Source organism: Salinimicrobium sp. TIG7-5_MAKvit (assembly GCF_049569215.1).
Classification (GTDB): domain Bacteria; phylum Bacteroidota; class Bacteroidia; order Flavobacteriales; family Flavobacteriaceae; genus Salinimicrobium; species Salinimicrobium profundisediminis.
In genome coordinates this window covers 815,952-838,952 of sequence record NZ_CP145903.1, presented here as the reverse complement: position 1 = coordinate 838,952, position 23,001 = coordinate 815,952, and the positions used below count along the sequence as shown (strand labels likewise).

Below are 23,001 nucleotides of genomic sequence, written 5' to 3'. Positions count from 1 at the left end.
AATAGGACCTACCTATCCTTCTCATAACTACGCACATGCATAATCTAATGTTTACCTCCTGTTACAGGAGGAACTTCTCGCGCATCTTCTTATTTGTAGGGCTCATTTTAATTGCCGGTTGTTCTAAAGATGATGATGAAATTACCGAACCTGAGGATTTGTTCTATAAAGATGCATTGACTTCTGCCAGCATGCAGCAATTGAATGGGGTATGGGCTATTTATGAAATAGCATTTGAAGGCAAAACTGCAGGTGTGCCTGCAAATTATGAGGAATGCGGTCGGGATTTTTTTCAGTTTACCACCAATAATGTCTACCGCGATTACTTTCATATCTCCAGCTATGAATGCGAAAAAGAGGTGCAGAACCTGAGCTATGACCTGGAAAAGGGCGTGATCACGCTGCGTAATGACTGGGGTTCTTCCGAAGAAATGGTTATTACCCAGCTCACTGCCGATAAACTGGTGTTTAAGATGAAGGTGGAGATAGATGATGATCCCGAACTTGAGATAGTCAGTTTTATGGCGCGTAAATATTCCCCGCCCAATGACATCGACCTGTATTCCTACACTTTTGGAAATGAACTTACCGACGAAAACCGGAACGAGATCAAATATACCTGGCAGGCCTATGACGGCTTCTATAAGTTTGACCGTTATGAGATCTATAGAAGTGCTGCGGGCTGTAGCAAAGCCAATGCCCAACTGGTAGCGACGATTAAAGACGGGACTCAAACTTCTTTTATAGATGTAGATCCGCCTGCATCTAAGGAGATATGTTATTACATCAGGATCTTTAATGAAAAAGGTTTGCTGGGGGAGAGTGGGTTGGTTGAATTTTTTACCGAAAACCTTAGACCTTCTCAGGTGAATTTTGTGAATGCCGAAGTGCAAAATGGGGAGGTGAAACTGGAGTGGGAGCCGTTTGAGGGGAATTATTTTTCCCATTACAAAATAGCCGTTCGCAACTACGACGGCGGTTCAGGTTATGCTTTTCAGGAGTATCCTGTAGGAATAATAGAAGACAGGGAAGTGACGAACTTTATAGACAAAACCCCTCCTCATCTTAAGGAGCCTGTATATGCCATTTATGCCTATGATATCTTCGGAAATGGGAGTGCAGATCCATATTCCAGTAAAAATAAATGGGAGCTAAGCTGGTCGCACCCTGAAGTCATGGATTTCGATAACATAAAGTTTGCAACCCCTGCTCCCAATGCTTCCGAAATATTTTTCTACGGAAGATCGGAGGCCGGCCAGAGTCAACTAATCAAATACAACTACCGGGATCATGTGGTTGCAGCCATCGCCAATAAACAACCCGAAGCAATGACCAGCATACATATGCAGGTACATAACACCCAAACCGGGAATGAGCTGTTTTTCGCCCAGGGAAATGCACTTGCTGTATATGATGCCAGTAACCTTTCTTACAAGTATGAACTGAAGCTTGAGGGCATACCTTTCTTCTTTGATTTTGCGTATCTGGGTAATGGTATTTTCAGCTTTACCAATAGCACAGATATCTACACCTTTAAACGCACAAATGGCAGCATGGAATTAATTTCCCAAAAGTCTCACTTCACAACACACTTCGGAAATACAGCTTACCACCTGCTGCCTCTCAAAAATGGCGAAATTCTGGTAGGGCATTACCAGGAGCCCAAATGTTATAAATTTTCGATCGATGCCCAGGGCAAAATTTCTGATGGGCAGCTTGTGAATATTCCTATCACATCACGCTCACAGAAGACAACATTATACAGTCCCAATCAGAACTATGTGGTCAACTTATTGGAAAACAAGCTTTTTTCTACGCTGAGCTTTGATATACAGGAAACATTTGAAATCCCATACTATCCGTCAGGAATAAGCAGAGACGGGAATCTGATCCTGGGCTCCAATAATGATCCGCAGGAAAATATTTCAACCGAATCTATCCACGAAAAGAAAGCCAGGATCTATAACCTCACTACAAATAAAGTGACTACTGTAGAAACCAAGGGATATCCGCATTTAATCTTCGAGAACCACCTGGGGCAGATCATTAGTATCTCCTCCGGTTTCAAAAGAGAAGACCTTGAGAGTACCGCACCTAAACCAGATATTTTTGTCGAGATACTGGAATATTAGTGGTCAGTGATCGGTATTCAGTAATGAGAATTGAGTATTGAGTATTGTGTGAAGTATCAAATTCCGATGGCACGGATTTGCAATCCGTGACGAGTCTTATAATTCAGTAATCAGTGGTCACCTGGAGCGAAAAAAGATCATCCTGGCACGGGCTATTCTTAAAAAACCTGAACTCCTTATTCTCAAAGAACCTCTTGAGCTTTACAATAAAGAAGAGGCTACCAGGCTTATTGAGTTTTTAGCCGATAAAAAACACAGGTGGTCTATTGTTGTGGCCAGCAGAAATGAGCTTTGGGAAAATGTATGTAGTAAAAAGATCATACTGGAAAACGGAAGGATCAAAGAAACAATAGAGTTAGAACATGCTTAATATATCAAAATATCCTGTAGGCAATGAGGTAGACCTTAAGAAGTTTGAAGCAGGAAAAAGGGCGCTTCACAAAAGACACTATAAATACTTCAATAGGTTTTTGTTAGCCGCTTTTATAGCCTTGTTGATCATCCTCTTTCTGCCCTGGACGCAAAATGTAAGTGGCAAGGGCTATGTCACCACTCTTATGCCCGAACATCGGCCTCAAACCATTCAATCGCCAATTCCGGGGAAGATTGAAAAATGGTATGTGCAGGAGGGGGAGTTCGTGCAAAAAGGAGATACAATTCTTCATATTTCCGAAGTAAAAGGGGAGTATTTTGATCCTTTACTGGTAGAAAGAACTGCCGAGCAGCTAAACGCAAAATCGGGTTCTGTAGAGTCCTATTCCGAAAAAATTAAGGCGCTTTCCTCTCAAATTAATGCGCTGGGAAATGAAAGGGAGTTAAAAAAGCAGCAGGCTTTAAACAAACTGCGACAGGCCCGGCTAAAGCTGGAAAGTGACAGTATAGATCTTGAAACTGTAAGGGCTAACCTCGATATTGCGCAGGCTCAGTTTGAGCGAACCCAACAGCTACAGCAGGAAGGGCTTAAAGCACTGCCCGATGTTGAGGAAAAAAGGCAAAAGTTGCAGGACTCCCGGGCGAAACTAATTTCCCAGGAAAATAAACTGCTGGCGAGCAGGAATGAAGTTATCAATGCCGAACTTGAAATTAACAGGATAGCCGCCGAATACAGTGATAAGGTTTCTAAGGCGCAAAGTGATTTGCATATGGCGCGTTCCAACCAGTATGATGCTGCGGCCCAGGTGAGCAAGCTCCAAAATGACTATAGCAATTACTCTATTCGCAACCAGATGTACTATGTGCTGGCCCCTCAAAAAGGTAATATTAATAAGGTCTTAAAAGCAGGTTTGGGGGAAACTTTTAAGGAAGGAGAGAGGTTGGTGGAGATTATGCCGGCCGATTTTGATTTGGCGGTAGAGACTTATGTGAAGCCGCTTGATGTGCCTCTAATGCACGAGGGTGAGAATGTAAGGGTGCAATTTGAAGGCTGGCCTTCAATAGTGTTTAGCGGTTGGGAAAACCTTTCCTACGGAACTTATGGGGCAAAGATCGTTGCCGTAGATAATTTTATAAGTCAGAATGGCAAATACCGTGTTCTGTTGGCACCAGATCCCGAAGATGAGCCCTGGCCTAGAGGGGTGAGAATTGGTTCGGGGGCAACAACCCTGGCCCTGCTTGATGAGGTACCTATCTGGTATGAAATATGGAGAAACCTTAACGGCTTTCCACCAGATTATTACCAGCCTGAAGTAGTTGTTGAAAACCAGGAAAAGCAGAAGTGATGAGATTTATTTTGGCCATTGCATTATTCCTGCAGGTTTTTGTTTTAAAGGCACAGGAAACCACAACTCAGGTTTTGAGTTATCCAGAATTTTTAGCTTATGTGAAGCAGTATCATCCTATGGTGAGACAGGCAAACCTTCAGCTTGAAATGGGCGAAGCCGAACTTTTAAAAGCAAGAGGGGCTTTTGATCCCAAGCTGGAAGTAGACTACAGCCGCAAGGAATTTAAAGGCACCGAATATTATGATCTCTTAAATTCCACTTTTAAAATTCCCACCTGGTATGGCGTAGAATTAAAGGCCGGTTTTGAGCAAAATGAAGGTGTATAAACAGAAGCAGAACAAAACCTCATGATAGCCGAAGTACTTTTTGAAGCTTCCGTGGCATATCTCCATTGGGCAAGGCTCCAAAAAGAACTTGAAGTGTACCAGGAATTTGTGGCCAACGCCCGGCAAAGATCAGAGGGTATTGGGAAAAGTGCTGCCTTTGGTGAGATCGCAGCTATAGATACTGTTGAAGCAGGTATTGCGCTTCAGGAACGCCTGCTTCAGTTAGAGCAGACAAAGGTTAAACTGCTAAAACAAAAGCTTGAAATTTCCACATTTCTTTGGCTCAACAATAATGTGCCGGTAGAATTACAGCCTGGAACTGTACCTGAAGTTGGCTTCTTACATGACCAAGTTCTTGAAGTGCAAACAGAAAAAGGTGTGAAAAATGCCATTTTTGAAGGGCATCCAAAATTAAGGGCCCTGGAGGCAAAACTGAAAGCACTAAAAGTAGAGCGACGTTTGAAGGTTAACAACCTTTTGCCAAAAATAGATTTGGAATATAATTTCATTACTCCGGAACCTCAGCTTATTGATAATTTTGATACTTCAAACTATAAAGCCGGTTTAAATATAAGTTTTCCACTTTTTCTTCGGAAGGAAGGCTGCGAGCTGAAGTTGGCCGAATACAAAATTGAAGATGTTTCCCTTGAACTGGAATTGAACCGCCGGCAAATAGAAAATAAGGTCGACGGATTAACGCAGGAGCTGGATTCTTATGTAGAGCAAATAAGGTTAACTTCAGAAATGGTAGAAAACTATGAGCGACTGTTAAATGCCGAAGAGCGAAAATTCAGTTTTGGAGAAAGTTCCCTTTTTCTGATCAATTCAAGGGAGACAAAGCTAATACAAGCCCGTTTAAAACAAACTGAGCTTTTTACAAAATTTCTAACCACCAGGGCTGAACTATATCGCAGCCTTGGGGTAATACCGGATGTGGAAGCAGAAATTCAGCAATAAAAAAAACGGAATCTGGAAAATCATAACAGTGACTTTCCGGATTCCGTTTTAGTTTTTCAAGAGCCAGGTGCAATGCTCTGAATGCAATCAATATAATTGCGCCCCTGAATCTTAAAATTTATTCAACTCGAACCTTAATCCTAAACTGAACCAACGTGTAGGCATAGGTACAGCGCCTGCTTCGGTATATTCAGCATCAAAAAGATTAGTTACCTCTGTAAAGAAGAGAAGCTTTTGCCAGTTGTAATTCACCCGTATATCTGTAACGTTATAAGCATTAGCGAGTTCCCGCTGTAGCCATCGGTTTTCTACCTGTAGGGACAGGTTGTCAATTCCGTAGGAAATTCCTGCAATAAATTGATGTTTTAGAGATTCAAGGACATATTTTGACTGGATTCCTTCTGAACTTCTAATGCTTGGATCCAGATAATTATAACTTAAGCGGTACCTCAAAGACTGGTTGTTTTTCAGGTAAAAATTCTGCTGAATCCTGGCATATATGCCTTGCGTGGTGTTATCGCCAAAGTTAACGGGAGAATAAGGCTCTGAAGCATCTTCTCTCACCCAGTCAATAAAATCGGTTATTTCGCGGTAGAAATATCCCACCTGGAGGTTAAGGGCACTTTTCTGGTAAGTGATGTTACCTTCGTAGTTCCAGGCATCTTCGGGCTGCAGCAGTTCATTTCCAATATTTCCCGGGCGTTGATCAAGGTAAAGATCTGTGAAGGACGGGATTCTTTGACCCGACCCAATGCTGGTAGAAAGGGTCCAACGTTCATTGATTTCATAAGCTAAGTCTAAGCCCGGATATACCTGCCAGCCAAATACGGAATTGTAATTGGCATAAACTCCTGCCGATCCTGTTAATCTTTCGCCCACCTGGCTCCTTAATTCGGTATAAAATCCATGGTTGTCGCGTTCATGTTCCCCAATATTTGAACTATTGATGGTTTCCAGGCGGGATTCCCAGCCAAAACCTAAAGTTCCTATATTGGTGTGAAGGCTGCTATTGAGTTCGAGCATGAGGGCATTGGTGTAATGTATGGAGCGGCCTCTACTCAAATCATCTTTAAAGTACCTGTAATCATCTTCACCATAGCGGTTGCTTATTCGGGGTGAGATCATAAAGTCGCCCCACTGGTGCCTTGAAGAAAGGCTGAAAATAGACGATTTTACAAGCTCTTCCGAATTACGGTCGCCGGGGGCGGCGTAAAAGCCATTGGCACCAAATTGGCTGTCTGCATACCCCGCCATAGCCTGCAGTTTGTTGTTAATATCAAGGTCAATTTCACCGTTATAAAAAAGTCGGGTGTTTTTCGAAGCGGAATTATAACGTTGCCCGTTGTAGTTGGTCTGGGCCAGGGATAAAAGGTGGCTTTGATTTTCATTTCCGAAGTTAGCGGAAACTTCTGCACGCCCCCCGGCATAAATACCAGATCCGTCGCCCTCTTCTTTTTGTTTAAAAGAGCTTCCCGCCTGTGCAATAGCAGTGATCGAGGAATGGCGTTCTTTTTTAGTGACAATATTAATGGCTCCCGTGAGGGCATTGATCCCGAAAACCCTTGCTGCCGGACCTCTAAGCACCTCAATATGGTCTATTGCACTTAGCGGAATGGGGATATTCATCATGTTATGGGCAGTTTGCGCATCTATCATTTTTACGCCATTAATAAGCAGTATGGTTTGTTCGGAAGTGCCGCCGTCAATAGAGATGTCGGTTTGAGTACCGAAAGGACCGCGCTGCCTTACGTCAACTCCGCTGATGTAAGACAAAACTTCATTGATAGATTTTGCAGGAAGCATTTTAATTTGTTCCTGGGTGACCACCTGTATATCCCGTGTGGCCTGGCTGAAAGGGATCCTGATCCTGTTCCCGTGAATCACTACTTCCTTTAGCTCATTTTGGGGGTTTTCCTGATTCTCGTGTTCAGGAGATGTCTCCTGTTGTTGTGCAAATACAGGGAGGCTGCATAAGACACCTACTACAAAAATTATTTTTTTCATTTAATAATATTCAATTGGGGTACAAAGATTAAGGTTTAAGAGGTAACTTTGCTAGTCCGATTTAAAAATAATGAGTAGTCCGGTTAACATTGCTTTTCGTTCCTTTGTCAAAATAGATCGCAGTAAGAAAGATCCGGTCTATTTGCAAATAGTGTATCAGTTTATTAATGCGGTTAAAACAAACCTTCTGGAAGATGGCGATCAACTTCCCGGAAGCAGGAAAATCGCAGAAGACCTGCAAGTTCACAGAAAAACAATTATGGCCTCCCTGGTGGAGCTGCAAGAGCAGGGATGGATAAATAGCATTCCCAACATAGGTACTTTTGTAAAAAATGCGGAGCTATCTTCGGTGGCGGCCATCGGTTCCGGAGCTTTTAGGTCTCCCCCCGAAAAGGCAGCCTTTACTTTCAGGAAAGAATTTATTCTGGATACTCCCTTCTTGGAGCATCGTGAAGATCTTTATTTCACCGATGGAACACCCGATTATGGGATCATCAAAGGGGAAGAATTGGCTCGTTTTTTCGCTTCGGTCCTTAAAAGGGCCAATTGGTTCAATGAATTGCAGCAGGCAACCGGAGGAAATATGTTTTTTAGGGACCAGCTAAGTTATTACCTGAATATCACCAGGGGGTTTCATCTTTCCAGAAAATTTTTGTTGCCTATTTCGGGAAGAGAGCAGGTTTTTTCCATCTTATCGCAGTTACTTATAAAAACCGGGGATATTATTTTGGTGGAGAACCTGAGTTATTTTCTGCCCAATATGATTTTTGGTCAGGCAGGTGCACAGCTAAGGACGATTCCTGTGGATGAGGACGGGATGAGGGTTGATTTTATCAGGGAGCACTTTAAGGCCGGTGAGATTAGGGCTGTTTACCTCAACCCTCGTTGCCAATACCCCACTACAGTTCCTCTTTCTGAAGAGCGAAAGAAAACTTTACTCCAATTAGCGGAACAATACAACTTTATTGTGATTGAAGATGATGACGACTTTGAATTTTCCCTCCCAAAAGACAGGTCGGCATCACTCTATAGAAAGGACGGAGGAAACCGGGTCATCTATATCGGAGCTTTTGGAAGGTTCCTCACCCCCGGATTTCAAATGCACTTTTTAATCGCCCCAGAAGACTTTTTGGAAGAAGGAAAAAAGTATCTTAATATTTTTGGCAGGCCCAATTTCTTAATGGAAAAGACGCTGGGAGATATTATTCATCAAGGGGACGTACATAGGTATCAAAGGAAATTTTACAGCGTAATTAGTGAAAGAAAAAAAATCTTTGCCCAATTACTCCATACCCACTTTAAAAGCGAAATTACATTTAGTGTACCTTTATCAGGCTTGGCTTTCTGGGTCAAGTTTAATCGATCATTCTCATTGAATCATCTTCAAAAAAGAGCAAGAAAAAAGGGGCTCTTGATTCCGGGTATATGTCTTTATCAAAATCAAAATCTTATTGCTTTAAGATTGGGATTTGCCCATCTCAGCAAAAATGAAATGGGAAAAGCTGTAAGATTACTTGCTGAAGTATATGGAGAATTGGTTTCTGAGGCTTCGTTGCAAGGATGAAGGAATAATTGGAAGTTTCAAAAGGCCAGCACCTTCCCCAAATGAATCCAGTCCTGCAAATGCAGCTAACCATACTGTGCCGACGGGACAAGCGTCTTTAAACGAAAAAAACCTGCACAAGCAAAATGCCTGGCAGGTTTTTTATGGCTTAATCAGCCTTATGAAAGGGATCTTCGGAAAAATCAGTATTGGTAATTAAGGGCGAAATATCATACTTATTTGCTTTTTTTAATATAATTTTTGAAAACCATAAGGATGAGTTTTTTACAGAAGGTAGGTGATGTCTAATATCTTTTATATCTGTGAATCTGTGGGTTGTTTTTATTTTAGCTGAAGAAAGCAGGGCCAAAATAAATGATATTTCAAAAATGACATTTTTAAACACTTCTATAATTCTTTTCTCATGAAAAAACTATTACTACTTCCACTACTCCTCTTCTTAATTTCCTGTTCTTCTGAAGAGACTCCCTCCAATAAAATTGTTGGCACCTGGGCATTTACCGGTGTGACAGAAGTCACAGCTAGCGGTATAGAAAAAGAAACTGTAGCCGGTGAATGCGCCCAAAAAACCAAGATTACTTTTAAAAATAACGGCGATTTTATACAAATGGATTACTACTATAGCTACAATAGCCTTGAATGTATATTAAATGAAAGGGCTCTAAATCACGAAATGGTATGGGAAGAAATTGCTGATGGTGATTACAGGATCTTTAGTGAGGGCTCTACCGGGACAGTACACAAAATGATTTTTCCAGGCAAAAATACACTATGGATGGTGCAATCTGGTGATGCTTATGAAAGTAATGGTGTTAGCTACGAATACATGGCGCACGTCTATAAGAAAAAATAAATTTGGGGCTTATCAAACTCCCGAGATTTCAGGATTATCTTTTGCCCGTTCCATCAATCCTGAAATTAAAATTATTTTCACCGCTGCCTATCGCAATTATGACGTAGATGGTTTTGATCTATAAGCCGTGGACTATCTATTAAAACCAATCTCTTTTGAACGATTATTAAGAGCTGTAGATACCTTTTTCACTATTTATTTTAGCAGAGGTGAGCAGCAGCTTTCCCAAAAGAATGAAGGGTCGAAAGATTTTATGTTTGTACCGGCAGACCGGAAGATGATCAGGATCAATTTCGAAGACATTTGTTATATAGAAAGCTTAAGTGATTATTTAAAGATCCATACCCGCAGCGGCTCTACAGTAATTCGAGAAACTATTAGCAACATAGAAAAAGAACTTTGAAATCCCGATTTCATAAGAATCCACCGCTCTTTTATTGTCTCCATTGCGGCTTTGGATTCCTATACAAATGAATACCTGGAAGTAGGCGGCAAAGCTCTGCCGATTAGCAAAAGCTACAAATCTACCGTACTTGAGAAACTGGAAAAGTGGGCGATGGAATAGTTACACATGAAGGTGATTACGCATGTCAGGAAGCCTTCAGGTTCTATGGTCGCAAGTGTGAGAATACTTCTTTAAACGAAAAAAACCTGCTCAAGCAAAATGCCTGGCAGGTTTTTCCTGTTTTAATCCGCAGCTTAGCTGCGTTTAATAGTGGAGTCGGAGGGAACGACCGATTTTCGTACTTTACGGCTTTTACAGGGGTTCTCACGGGGCTGAAAAAAATGGTCACCAGATTGGTCTCGCTTTAACAAATTTTAACGTTAGGTTGAAAATTTTTATTTGATTTTAAAGATCAATATACCTTTTGGGGTATAAATTGTATATGTCAGTTATTAATATACCTTTTGGGGTATAAATTAAAATATTTAGATTATATTGCACCCGTAAAGGTATACTTATGGAAGAGTGGAATCGTTATAATCCAATTGCCTCCTATGTTCGCCAGCAACGTAAAGCGAATGCGATGACACAGCCAGAACTAGCTGATTTTACAGGAGTGGGGCTGCGTTTTGTGCGTGATTTAGAACAAGGGAAGCCAAATTTGATGACTGATAAGGTCAATCAGATACTCCAGTTTTTTGGTGCAGAACTTCAACCAAAACCTATGACCAATGCGACAAGCGAAAATCCTAATTAACGACGATTTAGCCGGTATTCTTATTGAGCATGAGGAAGGTTATGAATTTACCTATGATGATTTGTATCTCAACCGTAAAGATGCAAAAGCAATAAGTTTAACGATTCCTCTCCAAGACACACCCTTTCAATCAGAACATCTATTTCCTTTTTTTGATGGATTAATACCGGAAGGTTGGCTTTTGGAAATCGTGCATAAAAACTGGAAGCTCAATCCGCGAGATAGAATGGGTCTGTTAGTTGCTACATGTAAAGATTGTATAGGAAATATAAGCGTGCTCCCACTATGAAAAATTGTTTAGCATGTTTACTTCCATTAGATAATATAGGAACCGATTATCATGAGCAATGCCTGAAGGATTTTTGGCAAACGGATACACCGGTCTTGCAATTAGACTATTCCATTACCGAATTGGAAAACCTGGCTCAGCAGAATATAACCCAGCGGGTGATTGTTCCTGGCGTTCAGCCTAAACTTTCCCTGGGCTTCAAATATGAGCAAGAAGTAGAGCGATTGACAATTGTGGGGGCTCTGGACGGGAGATATATTTTAAAGCCGCCTTACGGCCAATTTCCTCAAATGCCGGAGGTGGAATCTCTTTCAATGCTCATGGCGCAGCGTTGTGGAATTCCTACGGTACCTTTTTTGCTGGTACCGTTGCAGGGTGGGGAATTAGCATATTTAACCCGTAGAATAGACCGAGACCAAAAGGCGAATAAATATGCGATGGAGGATGCCTGTCAGTTTACAGAGAGACTTACTGAGCATAAATACCGGGGTTCCTATGAACAAATAGCTAAAGCTATCCTGAAGTATAATGGAAATCGCCTCATCGATGTTGTACGATTCTATGAGCAGGTGATTGTATCTTATTTCATTGGTAATAATGACATGCACCTGAAAAATTTTTCTTTAATTTCCAGAAAGGAATCTCATTATCAATTAGCCCCCGCATATGATATACTTGCAGTACAATTGCTTCTTCCAGAGGATACAGAGGATCTGGCTCTCACCTTAAACGGAAAAAGAAATAAATTAAAAAAGAACGATTTCAACATCGCCATGGCTAAAGCAAAAATTCCAGAAAAAGCCATTGAAAATTTATGGAATCGAATCATAAAGGGAACCAAAGACTGGGGTTTTTTAATTGATCAAAGTTCTATTGATAAGGAATCAAAAAAGTACTTTAAAGCACTGATAAAAATGAAAAAAACAAAATTAAAGGTGGATTGACAGGTAAAATAGGCCAATTTGCCTTTAAGATTGTCATCCCTATTAAGGTTTTCATAATTTCGTATCTTCAGGAAAGGCTTTTGAAATATCTTCTAGAAAAGTTAGAAAATTAATATCCTGGACATTTAGTTTTTTTCTCACCCTGTAGCGGGCAGTTTCCACTCCTCTTACGGAAATGTTGAGAAGCGGAGCAATTTCCTTGTTGGTTAGGTTCATTTTGACAAATGCACAAAGTCGTAACTCACGTTGGGTAAGAGTCGGATTTATTTTTTTTAATTCGGTGAAGAAATTCTTGTGGACCTTTTCAAAGTTGGTATCAAACACAACCATGAATTCTTCTCCAATGCGGTGCTGATTGAGTCTAACCAAAACCTCCTGTAGTCTTTTTTTTGCACTCTGGGTTTTAAGTGTCTTCTTAAAATCCTGAAGATTTTCATAGGTCTCTGTAAATACATCTTTCTTTTTGACTAGCATCATCGTATAATTAGCTAATTCTTTACTTTTTAAAAGGTTATCTTCTTCAAGTATTTTCTTATCCCTGTTAATCTTCGCTTTATCCTTTTCTAGTTTTAGCTGCTCAATTTCCAGTTCCAGTAATTTTGCATTTTTCTGTGCCGAATCTTTTGCTTTTTGCCTTTCCCTTTCGATCTTTAATTTAATAAAATATATTAGCAACAGGCTGAGACCAATTAATCCCATACAATAGACAAGATAGGCTGTGGTGGTGCGATACCAGGGTGAAGTGATTGAGAGGGGAAAGCTAACTTCCTCTCCTGTATTTCCAAGTATATCTCTGCTTCGTACTTTAAAAATATAATCGCCCGGACGCAAATGTGTGTATTCCTTGTATGCGCTTTCATCCCAGGTAGACCAGTTTTCATCTATCCCCTTTAAAAGGTACTGATACTGGACAATAGAGGAGGGAGAAGATCCCGGGGAGGCAAATTCAAATCTAAGAATATCTATTCGCGGTGGAAGTATTACCTTTTCTTTAGAGATAATGGGAATTTTTTTCTCTCCAGAATTCTGCTGTATGTAGCTTACATGAGTAATACTTGTTGATGTTTCCTTTTTATTAATTCTATTTATATTATAAAGATATAGTCCCGTAGTTGCTCCTATTAATACTTTCCCATTAGGAAGAGGTTGTATGCTTTCCATACCTCTATTTAGGCTCCCTTTCAGATTTAAAAAAAGGTCTTTAATTATTCGTGGGTTTTCTTCCTTCAGATTAAAGTAACCAACCTGGTCATCCTGTACAACCCAAACTCGATCGTTATCCTGTAATAATTTCCGGGTGTTTATTCTGCTGTCTAAAATTTTATTCAGGTCAACATGAGGAACAAATTCATTAGATTCTTCATCAAATTCAAAAATTCCAGTATTGGTCGTGAAAACAATGTCGTTGTTCCAACGTGTTACGTTTATATTAAAAGGAGAGTCGAGTCCGTTCTGATTGGTGTAATGGTCAAAAGCGTAAACTCGTGTATAGTCTTTATTGATCTTTAGTTTATAAACACCTTTAAAACCATGGCAAACCCAATAGGTGTCTTCCTGGTCTGCCTGGATGATGTCCCGTGTTGATTCATCAAAACCCTTTAATTTGTTCTGAAGGGCCCATTTGCCTTCTGTTTTTGTAAGCAGATAAAGCCCATTATAGTTAGAAGCGAGATATTTTTCAGGAGCATCTTTTATAGGTGTTATTTTCCAGAAGCCGTCAACATTTCCAATTTTCAAAGGATTTCCGTCCTCTAAGAGAAAGAGACCTTTGTCATGACCAACAAATATTGAATTATTAACTTTCTGAATTGACCAGGCCTGCCCTTCGAGATTTAGGACCTTTTTAAAGTTAAAACTGAATTTATGTATCCCATCTACCATTAGATCTGATGTAAATACTCCTTTATTAGTTGCCACCAGGATTTTATCTTCGTCTATGAGAATATCATAAATAGATGCTTCGGAAAATAATTGAGAAAAGGGGGCATCAAACTCAATGAAGTCAAGCCCATTATTTAAAAGAGCCCAAAAATTGTCACCATCGGCATAGAGCTGAAGTACAGATGAATCATGAATATCTGCAAAGGCTGGAGATTCTTTGATTATTTCTCCTTCGCTTGTTAGTAATATAATTTTGGAAGCTAGAGTTCCAAGTAAATAATTTTCTTTATGCTTTATTGCCGAAATAACCTGATCCTGAAAATCTTCATTAAATATTCTCTGTTTTAAATGTAGTTCTTTACTCTTAACTTTTCCCTCATAGATATTTCCTTGTTTGGAAACAATTAGGATATCTTTTTTGCCTGTAGGCAAAAATGCTTTTATTTCGTCGTTGTCATATGATTCGGGATCATACAACAAATTTAACTTCATCTTATCGGGATCAAATTCAAAAATACCATGTCCAGCATCCTGCACATAATATCTATCCTGTATTACATCAGAAAAGGTAAATGCGGTATTGGAAGAAATATGTGTTACAGTTTTACCTGAGATTACAATCAGTTGATCAAATGATCTAAATATAATATGATCTTTAAATTCGTGTACCTGCCATAGGTTTTCGAGCTTTTCTTTTTGAAGTTTAAGATCTTCCAGAAGGGAGAGATATCGATAATTACCTATAGAATCCTTACTAATCTTTCCAATCTCGTTATATCCTCCTGCATATACTTCTCCGCTTTTACTTGTTGTAAGACTTCTTACGGAAGAATTATTGGGTAGAAATACTTTATGCCAGCGCTCCCCATCGTAAATAACTACTCCATCATTATTTCCGAAATAAAGGATGCCTTCAGCGTCACGTGTCATTGTCCAGAATTGGGAGTCTGAATGGAAATCTTTTCTGGAGTAGTGGGTGATCTTTGGCAGGTTTTCCAATTCTGCCGGTAATTTTTTTTGAGAATGTAAGTCAAAGCTTAATAGGATAAACAGAGGGAGTATCCTTAAGAAAAATCTGTTTCTATTCAATTGTATTAAATTAAATCCTAGAGAAAAGGAATACGTCAAATGTAAATCTTTTTTTGAAAATGTAGAATTAATTATGAATTAATAAGTATATGTAATACAGGTGGTTATTGATTTTGGCGTATTAGTGAAGTAATATTTTTTTGTAATGGTGTAATTCAAATGTAGCACGTTTTAAATTAGCGAAGGCTGCAAATATTAATTTAGATTGAAATTAACAAGAAAACGTTTTCGCAAAATTGACAGAAAATTTCAAAATGAGATTTTCTGTCTTAAAAAACGTCAATTTGAATTATTAAACCAAAACAATTTGATCTAATGAAAATTAAAAATTATTTATGGATCCTTCTATTATTAGTATTCGGAACTGGATGGGCTCAGACCAGGGAGATTTCGGGTACTGTTGTTGAAGCGGCAACTAGTATCCCACTGCCGGGCGCCAACGTATTAATAAAAAATACTGATAGAGGAACCCAAACAGATTTTGATGGTAATTTCTCGCTCAGCGTTTCTGAAGGTGAAGTTATTGTCATTTCTTACGTGGGATTTATCCCACAGGAGGTTAATGTTCAAGGTCAGGAGAACATTAATGTTGCCCTGGTCCAGGATGCTGAAGCCTTAAATGAGGTTGTTGTTGTAGGATATGGTACTCAGCAACGAAAAAACATAACAGGCTCGGTTTCTACAGTGAGTGATGAAGCTTTCGAAGATCGTCCAAATACGCAGCTTGGAGCACTTATTCAAGGTAAAGCCGCCGGAGTTCAGGTAGTTTCAGGCTCTGGGAAACCTTCTTCAGGATTTAGTATAAGGATACGTGGAACAAACTCGATTAATGCCAGTAGTGAACCCCTATACGTAGTAGATGGGGTACCTACGACAGACACAAGATCCTTAAATCCTTCAGACATAGAAACTATTTCAATACTAAAAGATGCTTCTTCCGCAGCTATTTATGGAGCTCAGGGGGCTAATGGAGTTGTTCTTATTACAACCAAACAAGGTAGTGAAGGAAAACCACGATTATCTTTCGATACCTATATAGGTGTTTCGCAAGTGTGGAATACTCTTCCAGTATTAAACGGTGAGCAATACCGAGATTTAATGATGGAACTAGGAAGAAACACCGACTGGACCAGATATACTGAAAATACTGACTGGCAAAATGTGATTTTTGAAGATGGAATTTCTTCAAATTACCAGTTATCTATGTCAGGGCGAAATAGTGGAACTTCCTACTACGTTTCTGGAGGTTACACCAAACAGGAAGGTGCTGTTCGAAGTGCTGAAATGGAAAGACATAACTTTAAAGTCAATCTATCTCAGGAAGTAACAAGCTGGCTAGAGCTGGGAACTAATCTTACCTATACTAACTACTCGGATGTTGACATAACAGATAACACAGCAGTAAACAGTGGAGGTGTTCTTTTAGGAGTTCTTTCTACACCTCCAAATATTGGGATCTATAATCCGGACGGCACCTTTACCAGTAACCCATTCCAGGACTGGGAAAATCCAGTTGCCTCTACAGATGGTACCCAACGTGAATATGTAAACCAAAGACTATTGGGGAACGTGTATGGGGAGTTAACTTTCTTAGAAGATTTTACTTTTAGAAGTAATTTAGGTTTGGACTACAGTAGTGCTCATTATGACTCCTTTCTTGATCCATTCAGGACTAGCTATGGTAGAGCTATGAAAGGAATTGGAATTTACAATACGAACCTGAGCAATTATTACATTTTCGATAATACATTAAGTTATACTGCAGTTTTTGGAGAGCACAATATCGAAGCTTTAGCAGGTTCTGTATTTCAGAAGTATCGTTGGGAAAACAGCAACATAGAGAGAAGAAACTTTGCTAGTGGTGAAATTACCACTCCAAATGCAGGCTCTGAGTTGATTGCAGGTTCTGCAGATAAATCTGAAAAAGCCAATGCCTCTTTCCTAGCAAGGGTGAATTATAACTTTGATGACCGCTACCTGTTAACGGCTAATTTTCGGGCAGATGGTTCTAGTAATTTTGGGCCTGAACAACGTTGGGGTTATTTCCCTTCTTTCTCTTTAGGATGGAGAATCTCAAACGAGAATTTTATGGATAATGTAGAAGTATTAAGCGACCTAAAATTAAGAGCGGGTTGGGGTATTGTAGGAAATGATCAGGTAGGAAACTACGCATACTTCGGAAGAGTTGGGAGTGGTGGAAATTATCCCATCGGAGGAATTGTAATGCCAGGAACCTATCCAGCCTCAGTAGAAAATGAAGGGCTGAAGTGGGAAGAATCTGAACAGATGAACTTTGGGCTTGATTTTTCTTTCTTAAGGAATAGAATTCAGTTTTCCGCAGATGCCTACATAAAAAATACAAGAGATTTATTGCTGAATGCACCCCTGCCAAGATCTACAGGATTTGACAACGCTATACAGAATATTGGGGAATTAAGAAATAAAGGACTGGAATTCCAGGTAAACTCTTTTAATACCACAGGCGCATTTGAGTGGCAAACCAACCTTAACCTCTCTTTCAACCGAAATGAAGTGGTTGACATTGTTGGTCAGGAAATTTTCACAGGAGGTGTTGCGGGAAGAGGAGAAGTGAGTCTGGTACGTGAAGGGGAATCTCTTGGTTCTTTCTACGGATACATTTGGGGTGGTGTTGACCCCGAAACCGGAATGGCCTATTATATCGATCAGAATGGAGAATCAACATTTGATCCTTCCGCAGATGATCGAACCATAATTGGAAACGCTAATCCCGATTTTATTTATGGTATTACGAATACATTCTCATACAAAAATTTCGGATTATCTGTTTTCCTTCAGGGATCACAGGGCAATGACATCTTCAATGCAACAAGGATTGAAACTGAGGCTATGATCGATGCAAAAAACCAGTCTGCTGTGGTATTGGACAGATGGCGTGAACCAGGTGATATTACCAATATCCCTAAAGCTGTATCTGGAAGTACTGCTAATTCAAGAATCTCAACGCGTTTTGTGGAAGATGGTTCATACTTACGAATGAAAGCGCTTACCCTTAGTTATAATTTACCGGAATCGCTTACAGAAAAACTGTCTATTAGCAACCTGAAGCTGTATGCTACCGGAGAAAACCTTTTCACTATAACAGATTATTCAGGATTTGATCCCGAAGTCAATGCTTTTGGAGGAAGTAACACTGCAATGGGTGTGGACTTTGGCACCTATCCACAGACCAGAAATCTAATCTTAGGTTTAAATCTAGTTTTTTAAAAAAATCATTCCAATGAAAAATAGAAGAATCACAAAATACATTTCCGCCTTGCTTGTGGTGATAGGTTTTACAGCCTGTGATGATGAGCTGGATCTACGACCAATCTCCCAGGAGACCGTAGACAATGCGTATGCAACCGGAACTCAACTGGAAGCTGCCCTTACAGGGGTTTATGAATCTTTCCAATCAAATGATTATTACGTTTGGGACAAGATCCTTTTTGAGGATGTACGTTCAGACAACTATTATGCAGGGGGAGACAATCCAGAGGTTTTTCAGATAGATAATATTGACATTTCCCCAACCAACGGGAGGGTCTTTAACGCCTGGTCCTCCATTTATAATGCGATTTCCAAGGCTAATCTGGTGATAGAAAAAGCTCCAATGATCCAGGAGGAAATTACAGAAGAACAACGAGATCAATATACTGGTCAGGCTTTATTCTTAAGAGCATATCACTACTACAACCTGGTTAAACTTTGGGGAGGTGTGCCGCTAATAACAGAAACAATCAAGTCTGTAGATCCTTCAGAAGTTCGAATTCCGCGAAGCAGTGAAGCAGATGTTTATGCGCAGATAATTGAAGACCTCGAAATGGCACTCGAATTATTGCCTCATTCGTACGGGAATGATGCCAGCGTAAACAAAGCTAGAGCTACTAAAGGAGCTGCCCACGCTTTGCTGGCAAAAGTTAATGCCCAAAAACCGAATCCTGATTACGCAGCTGTACTGGAACATGCCAATGCTGTAATTAACAGCCCCGCAGGATACAGCCTTTTAGATAACTATGATAATCTATTCGATGGAAACCACCAGAACAACAGCGAGTCCATCCTTGAGATCCAGTACCTGGGAGGAGACGAAGGTACCTGGGGCCCACAAATGCATTTACCACCTTCAATTAGCGGGGATACCTGGAGAAAATTTGTTACTCCTTCAAAAGACCTCGTAGAAGCCTTTGATGAAGAAGGGGACGAAGTGAGAAAGAATGCTACTATGGTCTTCGAAGAAGTGCCATGGATAGATGAATATTGGGGAAATGCGGTTAACAGCGAAGTTCCTTTTGCATACAAGTGGAGAAATGCCGGAGGTTGGGCAAGCTCAGATAATGATTACCTGCTGAGGTTAGCAGATATTATTCTTATGAAAGCAGAAGCTCTCAATGAACTGAGTAAGATTCAGGAAGCAGCTGCACAGGTCAATATTATTAGAGATAGAGCAGATCTTGAACCATTAGGTGATGCTGCGACTACTTCTACCCAGACTCTGCGTGATGCAATTCTGAAAGAACGAAGGTTGGAATTAGCCCAGGAAGCTCAGAGATGGAGTGATCTTGTTCGTTATGATGTGGTAGTGGAAACAATGAACAGCGTCGACGATATTGATCTAAGAACAGGCGAAATAGTGAACTACAATATGAGTGAAACAGACATTTTATTACCTATTCCTCAAAATGAAATCAACCGTAATCCTGCACTGACGCAAAACCCGGGATATTAAAAGACATCTAATGAATCTATTTAAAAATATCACACTGCTAGCAGGTATAGGCATACTTAGCCTATCCTGCTCCGGTGATGAGGAATCATCATATCCGCCGCCAGCTCCACCGGATCCTATAGGTGAAGTGGTGGGTACTGCAGAGATCTGGGCAACCAGTGGAGACCAGTCCAAATTGTTGAGCAAACAAAGTGACATTGACATTATAGACAATTCAGAGACTGATAATCCTACCATCATCATCAACACATCTGAGAGGTACCAGGAAATAGCAGGTTTTGGAGCGGCTCTAACCGGTTCCTCTGCCTACCTGATTAACAACCTGGCCGCCAGCCAGAAAACGGCTCTTTTAAATGACCTTTTTGATCTCGAAGATGGAATAGGAATAAGTTATGTAAGGATGAGCATTGGTGCATCAGATTTCTCGCTTAGTGATTATACGTATAACGATCTATTGCAAGGAGAGGAAGATCCCAACTTGACCCAGTTCTCAATAGAAGAGGATGAAAAGCATATAGTTCCTGTTTTCAGGAATATCCTGCAAATTTATCCTGAACTGGGTATTATGGGTAGCCCATGGAGTGCACCGGCCTGGATGAAGACAAATCATTCTTTGCATGGCGGCTCTTTAAGCCCGGAATGGTACGATGTTTATGCTAATTACTTTGTGAATTACATAGAAGCCTATGCTGCTCATGGGATTTCTATAGATGCTATCACTCCCCAGAATGAGCCCTTACATGTGGCTGGTTATCCAACAATGCGAATGGAAGCAGAGGCCCAGGCAGAATTTATTAAAAATAGTCTGGGACCTGCGTTTGAAGAGGAAGGGATCAACACGAAGATCATAGCATATGATCATAATTTTGATGTTCCTCAATACCCGCTATCGATCCTGGAAGATGAGGAAGCAAATCCTTATGTAGACGGAATTGCTTTTCACGCCTATGCGGGGAATGTTTCTGCTATGGGAACTGTTCATAATGCATTCCCTGAAAAGGGTCTCTATTTCACCGAGATTTCGGGTGGGGAATGGGCCACAAATTTTGCAGACAACCTGAAATGGAACATTAAGAACATTTTGATTGGAAGTACTAAGAACTGGTCAAAAACAGCTTTGTTCTGGAACCTCGCCTTAAATGAAAATCACGGCCCAACCAATAACGGCTGCCAGGATTGCAGGGGCGTGGTGACTATTGCGAGTTCAGGGGACATTGAGCGTAATGTAGAGTATTATGTAATAGGACATTTTTCAAAATTTGTTCGTCCCGGCGCCCACAGGATTGCTTCAACAGAGTTTGCCTCTTCGACAAATCTTAGCAGCGTAGCTTTTGAAAATGTCGATGAGTCCAAAGTGCTCGTGGTACTTAATGAATCTTCTTCGGCCAGGAACTTTTCGGTAAAAACAGGTGAAGGAATTTTTAGTACCAGTATTGACCCTAACAGCGTAGTTACCATAGTCTGGAAATAAAACAAACATGATCAAAAACCTATAGAAATGAAAAAAATAAAAATCTTTTTTTATGCTTTCTTCACGGTCATCCTGATGATTTCCTGTGAAGAGGAAGATAATCTCGATCCAATTGGACAGTGGGAATTAAGTGAGCCCGAGTTTCTTTCTTCAGAAGCGAATTTGGCCCTGGATGAGGCAAATCCCACAGAAACTTACGAATTTGAATGGGAGCCGGCTATTTCCAGTGCAAGATATCAGGTGCGTTATACGCTTGTCTTAGATACTTTAGGTAGTGAAAATTATAACACGCCTCTCTTAAGCAAAGCTTCGGGAAATGGTGGCCGTGAGACAACCGCCTCTTTTACAGCTGCAGAAATTGATCTGGCATTGTCTTATGCCGGTTTTAGTGCAGGTGAAGATGCAGATTTAGAAATTGCTGTTATAGCTACCAGTATTGACAAACAAACTACAGATATTCTTGAAATTGCAGTTACTCGTTTCAAAACAGAATATAAGCCCCAACAACTATTTCTGACCGGTGCAGGTACAGAGGCAGGTACTGAGTTGGCTTCGGCCATTCCTTTAAGAGCATTAAAAGATGCCGACGGAAATCATACTTATAGATTTGAAACCTATACACACCTGGAAGCCGGAGAAAACTTCAGGATCTATAGCAGCAGGCAAATGCCGGCCCACGTTTATGGCGGTAGTGATGGTCAACTCGTAAAAAACGGAGAGCCACTTACAGTGTCGGAGAGTGGGGAGTACAGATTAACTGTAGACCTGGAAGCGCAAACTTATAAATTACTAAAGATCAATAATTTTAGCATTGTTGGCGATGTGATCCCTAATGGATGGGGTGGTGACGAGCCACTGGAATACCAGGGAGATGGTGTTTGGCAGCGGGATATGTACCTGCAGGTGCCTGAAAGTGGCCAGGGCGGTTTTGTACTCAGGCTAAACGAGGACTGGGGTTATCTGTTCAAGAGAATAACAGGAACTCAGAATCGTCTGTACATGGAATCACAGGCCGAAGCAGGAGGGATTTCTATAGAGGACATACCCTTAACTGCGGCAGGTAATTACAGTGTTACTGTGACTCTTGTTGGAGATAACTATACCTATAGCCTCGAAAAAGATCAAACCTCCACACCTCCCTCTGAAACTCCGGAAAATCTTTATCTGCTGGCAAATGGAATAACCCTGGCTACATTCGAAAAAGATGAAAATATTTTTAAATCTGACGTTTATTTGCCTTTACAGGCTGAAGTGAGTTATCAATTGAACAGTGCTGAAGATGGATCAGGAACTTTTTACAGCCTGCAGGGAGTGATAGGAGAATCTACAAATCCTGACGGAGATGCTGTTACCGGCAATACAAGTATCCTGGAAGGGGAAGGAGATGTTTCTGTATCGAGAGACCAGGCCTATATGTTGAATTTTGATTTTGAGACAGGAGTCCTAAGTTGGAAGTATTACAACATTAAACTTTTCCATTGGGACGATGCCGGCGGCGGCTGGGACGACAGGGATGAATTTCTCATGACTTATGTTCATCCACATCAATTCACGACCACTCAAGAACTGCAAGCAGGTTATGCGATGAAATTTAATTCTCCCTGGGATATTCAATTTGGTGCAGATGATCCACAGGCAATGCAGGGCACTATGACCAATAATGGAGGAGAAAATTTCCAGAATATAACAAGCTCTGGCACCTATACTGTAGATGTTGAGGTTAGCAATACATATGAGATTGGCACCTATGAATTTATTGAAGAGTAATTAATCATTCAAAATCCGGGGTTGTCTGTTGAAAGGACAACCCCTTTATTTAAG

At 40.5% G+C, this 23,001-nt stretch carries 15 protein-coding genes and 1 pseudogene; 14 read left to right on the top strand and 2 right to left on the bottom strand.

The features are described 5' to 3' along the window. Positions 1-35 precede the first annotated feature (35 nt). The 4 genes from V5739_RS03775 to V5739_RS03760 all read left to right on the top strand — a co-directional run bounded on the left by V5739_RS03775 (position 36) and on the right by V5739_RS03760 (position 5,136). The gene (locus V5739_RS03775) at positions 36-2,132 is read left to right on the top strand and encodes a lipocalin family protein (RefSeq protein WP_423819709.1); all 2,097 of its coding nucleotides are present in this window, start codon (positions 36-38) and stop codon (positions 2,130-2,132) included. A gap of 362 nt (positions 2,133-2,494) precedes the next feature. After that, positions 2,495-3,850, top strand: a complete 1,356-nt coding sequence (locus V5739_RS03770; RefSeq protein ID WP_423819708.1) for an HlyD family secretion protein — start codon at positions 2,495-2,497, stop codon at positions 3,848-3,850. After that, positions 3,850-4,179, top strand: a complete 330-nt coding sequence (locus V5739_RS03765; RefSeq protein WP_423819707.1) for a hypothetical protein — start codon at positions 3,850-3,852, stop codon at positions 4,177-4,179. Before V5739_RS03770 ends, V5739_RS03765 begins: the two co-directional genes overlap by 1 nt. A 21-nt stretch (positions 4,180-4,200) precedes the next feature. Beyond that, positions 4,201-5,136 carry a TolC family protein gene (locus V5739_RS03760; RefSeq protein WP_423819706.1) on the top strand — a complete coding sequence of 312 codons (936 nt, stop codon included), beginning with the start codon at positions 4,201-4,203 and terminating at the stop codon, positions 5,134-5,136. 111 nt (positions 5,137-5,247) lie between these two features. Here the strand turns inward: V5739_RS03760 and V5739_RS03755 are convergent, their stop codons facing one another. Then, entirely contained in the window at positions 5,248-7,140 is a 1,893-nt protein-coding gene (locus tag V5739_RS03755; protein WP_423819705.1) for a TonB-dependent receptor plug domain-containing protein, read from the bottom strand. A gap of 70 nt (positions 7,141-7,210) precedes the next feature. Here V5739_RS03755 and V5739_RS03750 point away from each other — a divergent pair, with 70 nt between their 5' ends. The 6 genes and pseudogenes from V5739_RS03750 to V5739_RS03725 all read left to right on the top strand — a co-directional run bounded on the left by V5739_RS03750 (position 7,211) and on the right by V5739_RS03725 (position 11,992). Next, positions 7,211-8,704: a PLP-dependent aminotransferase family protein gene (locus V5739_RS03750; protein ID WP_423819704.1), complete on the top strand. Its 1,494-nt coding sequence runs from the start codon at positions 7,211-7,213 to the stop codon at positions 8,702-8,704. Positions 8,705-9,107: 403 nt separating this feature from the next. Continuing rightward, positions 9,108-9,557, top strand: coding sequence for a hypothetical protein (locus V5739_RS03745; RefSeq protein WP_423819703.1), 450 nt, complete (start codon positions 9,108-9,110; stop codon positions 9,555-9,557). Between the two features lie 253 nt (positions 9,558-9,810). Further along, positions 9,811-10,122 (top strand): annotated as a pseudogene (locus V5739_RS03740) (LytR/AlgR family response regulator transcription factor). A gap of 397 nt (positions 10,123-10,519) precedes the next feature. Beyond that, on the top strand, positions 10,520-10,759 hold the full coding sequence (locus tag V5739_RS03735) for a helix-turn-helix transcriptional regulator (protein WP_423819702.1): 240 nt from the start codon (positions 10,520-10,522) through the stop codon (positions 10,757-10,759). After that, positions 10,734-11,048, top strand: coding sequence for a HipA N-terminal domain-containing protein (locus tag V5739_RS03730; protein WP_423819701.1), 315 nt, complete (start codon positions 10,734-10,736; stop codon positions 11,046-11,048). Before V5739_RS03735 ends, V5739_RS03730 begins: the two co-directional genes overlap by 26 nt. Continuing rightward, on the top strand, positions 11,015-11,992 hold the full coding sequence (locus V5739_RS03725) for a HipA domain-containing protein (RefSeq protein ID WP_423819700.1): 978 nt from the start codon (positions 11,015-11,017) through the stop codon (positions 11,990-11,992). Before V5739_RS03730 ends, V5739_RS03725 begins: the two co-directional genes overlap by 34 nt. Positions 11,993-12,043: 51 nt before the next feature. Here V5739_RS03725 and V5739_RS03720 read toward each other — a convergent pair whose 3' ends face one another. Further along, positions 12,044-14,872, bottom strand: a complete 2,829-nt coding sequence (locus V5739_RS03720) for a triple tyrosine motif-containing protein (RefSeq protein ID WP_423819699.1) — start codon at positions 14,870-14,872, stop codon at positions 12,044-12,046. 405 nt (positions 14,873-15,277) lie between these two features. Between V5739_RS03720 and V5739_RS03715 the strand changes: the two genes are divergently transcribed. Genes V5739_RS03715 through V5739_RS03700 form a run of 4 tightly spaced genes read left to right on the top strand, consistent with a single transcriptional unit; the run spans position 15,278 to position 22,947 of the window. Continuing rightward, on the top strand, positions 15,278-18,208 hold the full coding sequence (locus tag V5739_RS03715; protein ID WP_423819698.1) for a SusC/RagA family TonB-linked outer membrane protein: 2,931 nt from the start codon (positions 15,278-15,280) through the stop codon (positions 18,206-18,208). Positions 18,209-18,221: 13 nt separating this feature from the next. Then, positions 18,222-19,709 (top strand): RagB/SusD family nutrient uptake outer membrane protein, encoded by a 1,488-nt coding sequence (locus V5739_RS03710; protein ID WP_423819697.1) that lies wholly within the window; start codon positions 18,222-18,224, stop codon positions 19,707-19,709. Positions 19,710-19,719: 10 nt separating this feature from the next. Further along, positions 19,720-21,180, top strand: a complete 1,461-nt coding sequence (locus V5739_RS03705; RefSeq protein WP_423819696.1) for a glycoside hydrolase family 30 protein — start codon at positions 19,720-19,722, stop codon at positions 21,178-21,180. A 27-nt stretch (positions 21,181-21,207) separates the two neighbouring features. Continuing rightward, positions 21,208-22,947: a SusE domain-containing protein gene (locus tag V5739_RS03700; protein WP_423819695.1), complete on the top strand. Its 1,740-nt coding sequence runs from the start codon at positions 21,208-21,210 to the stop codon at positions 22,945-22,947. Positions 22,948-23,001: the final 54 nt, after the last annotated feature.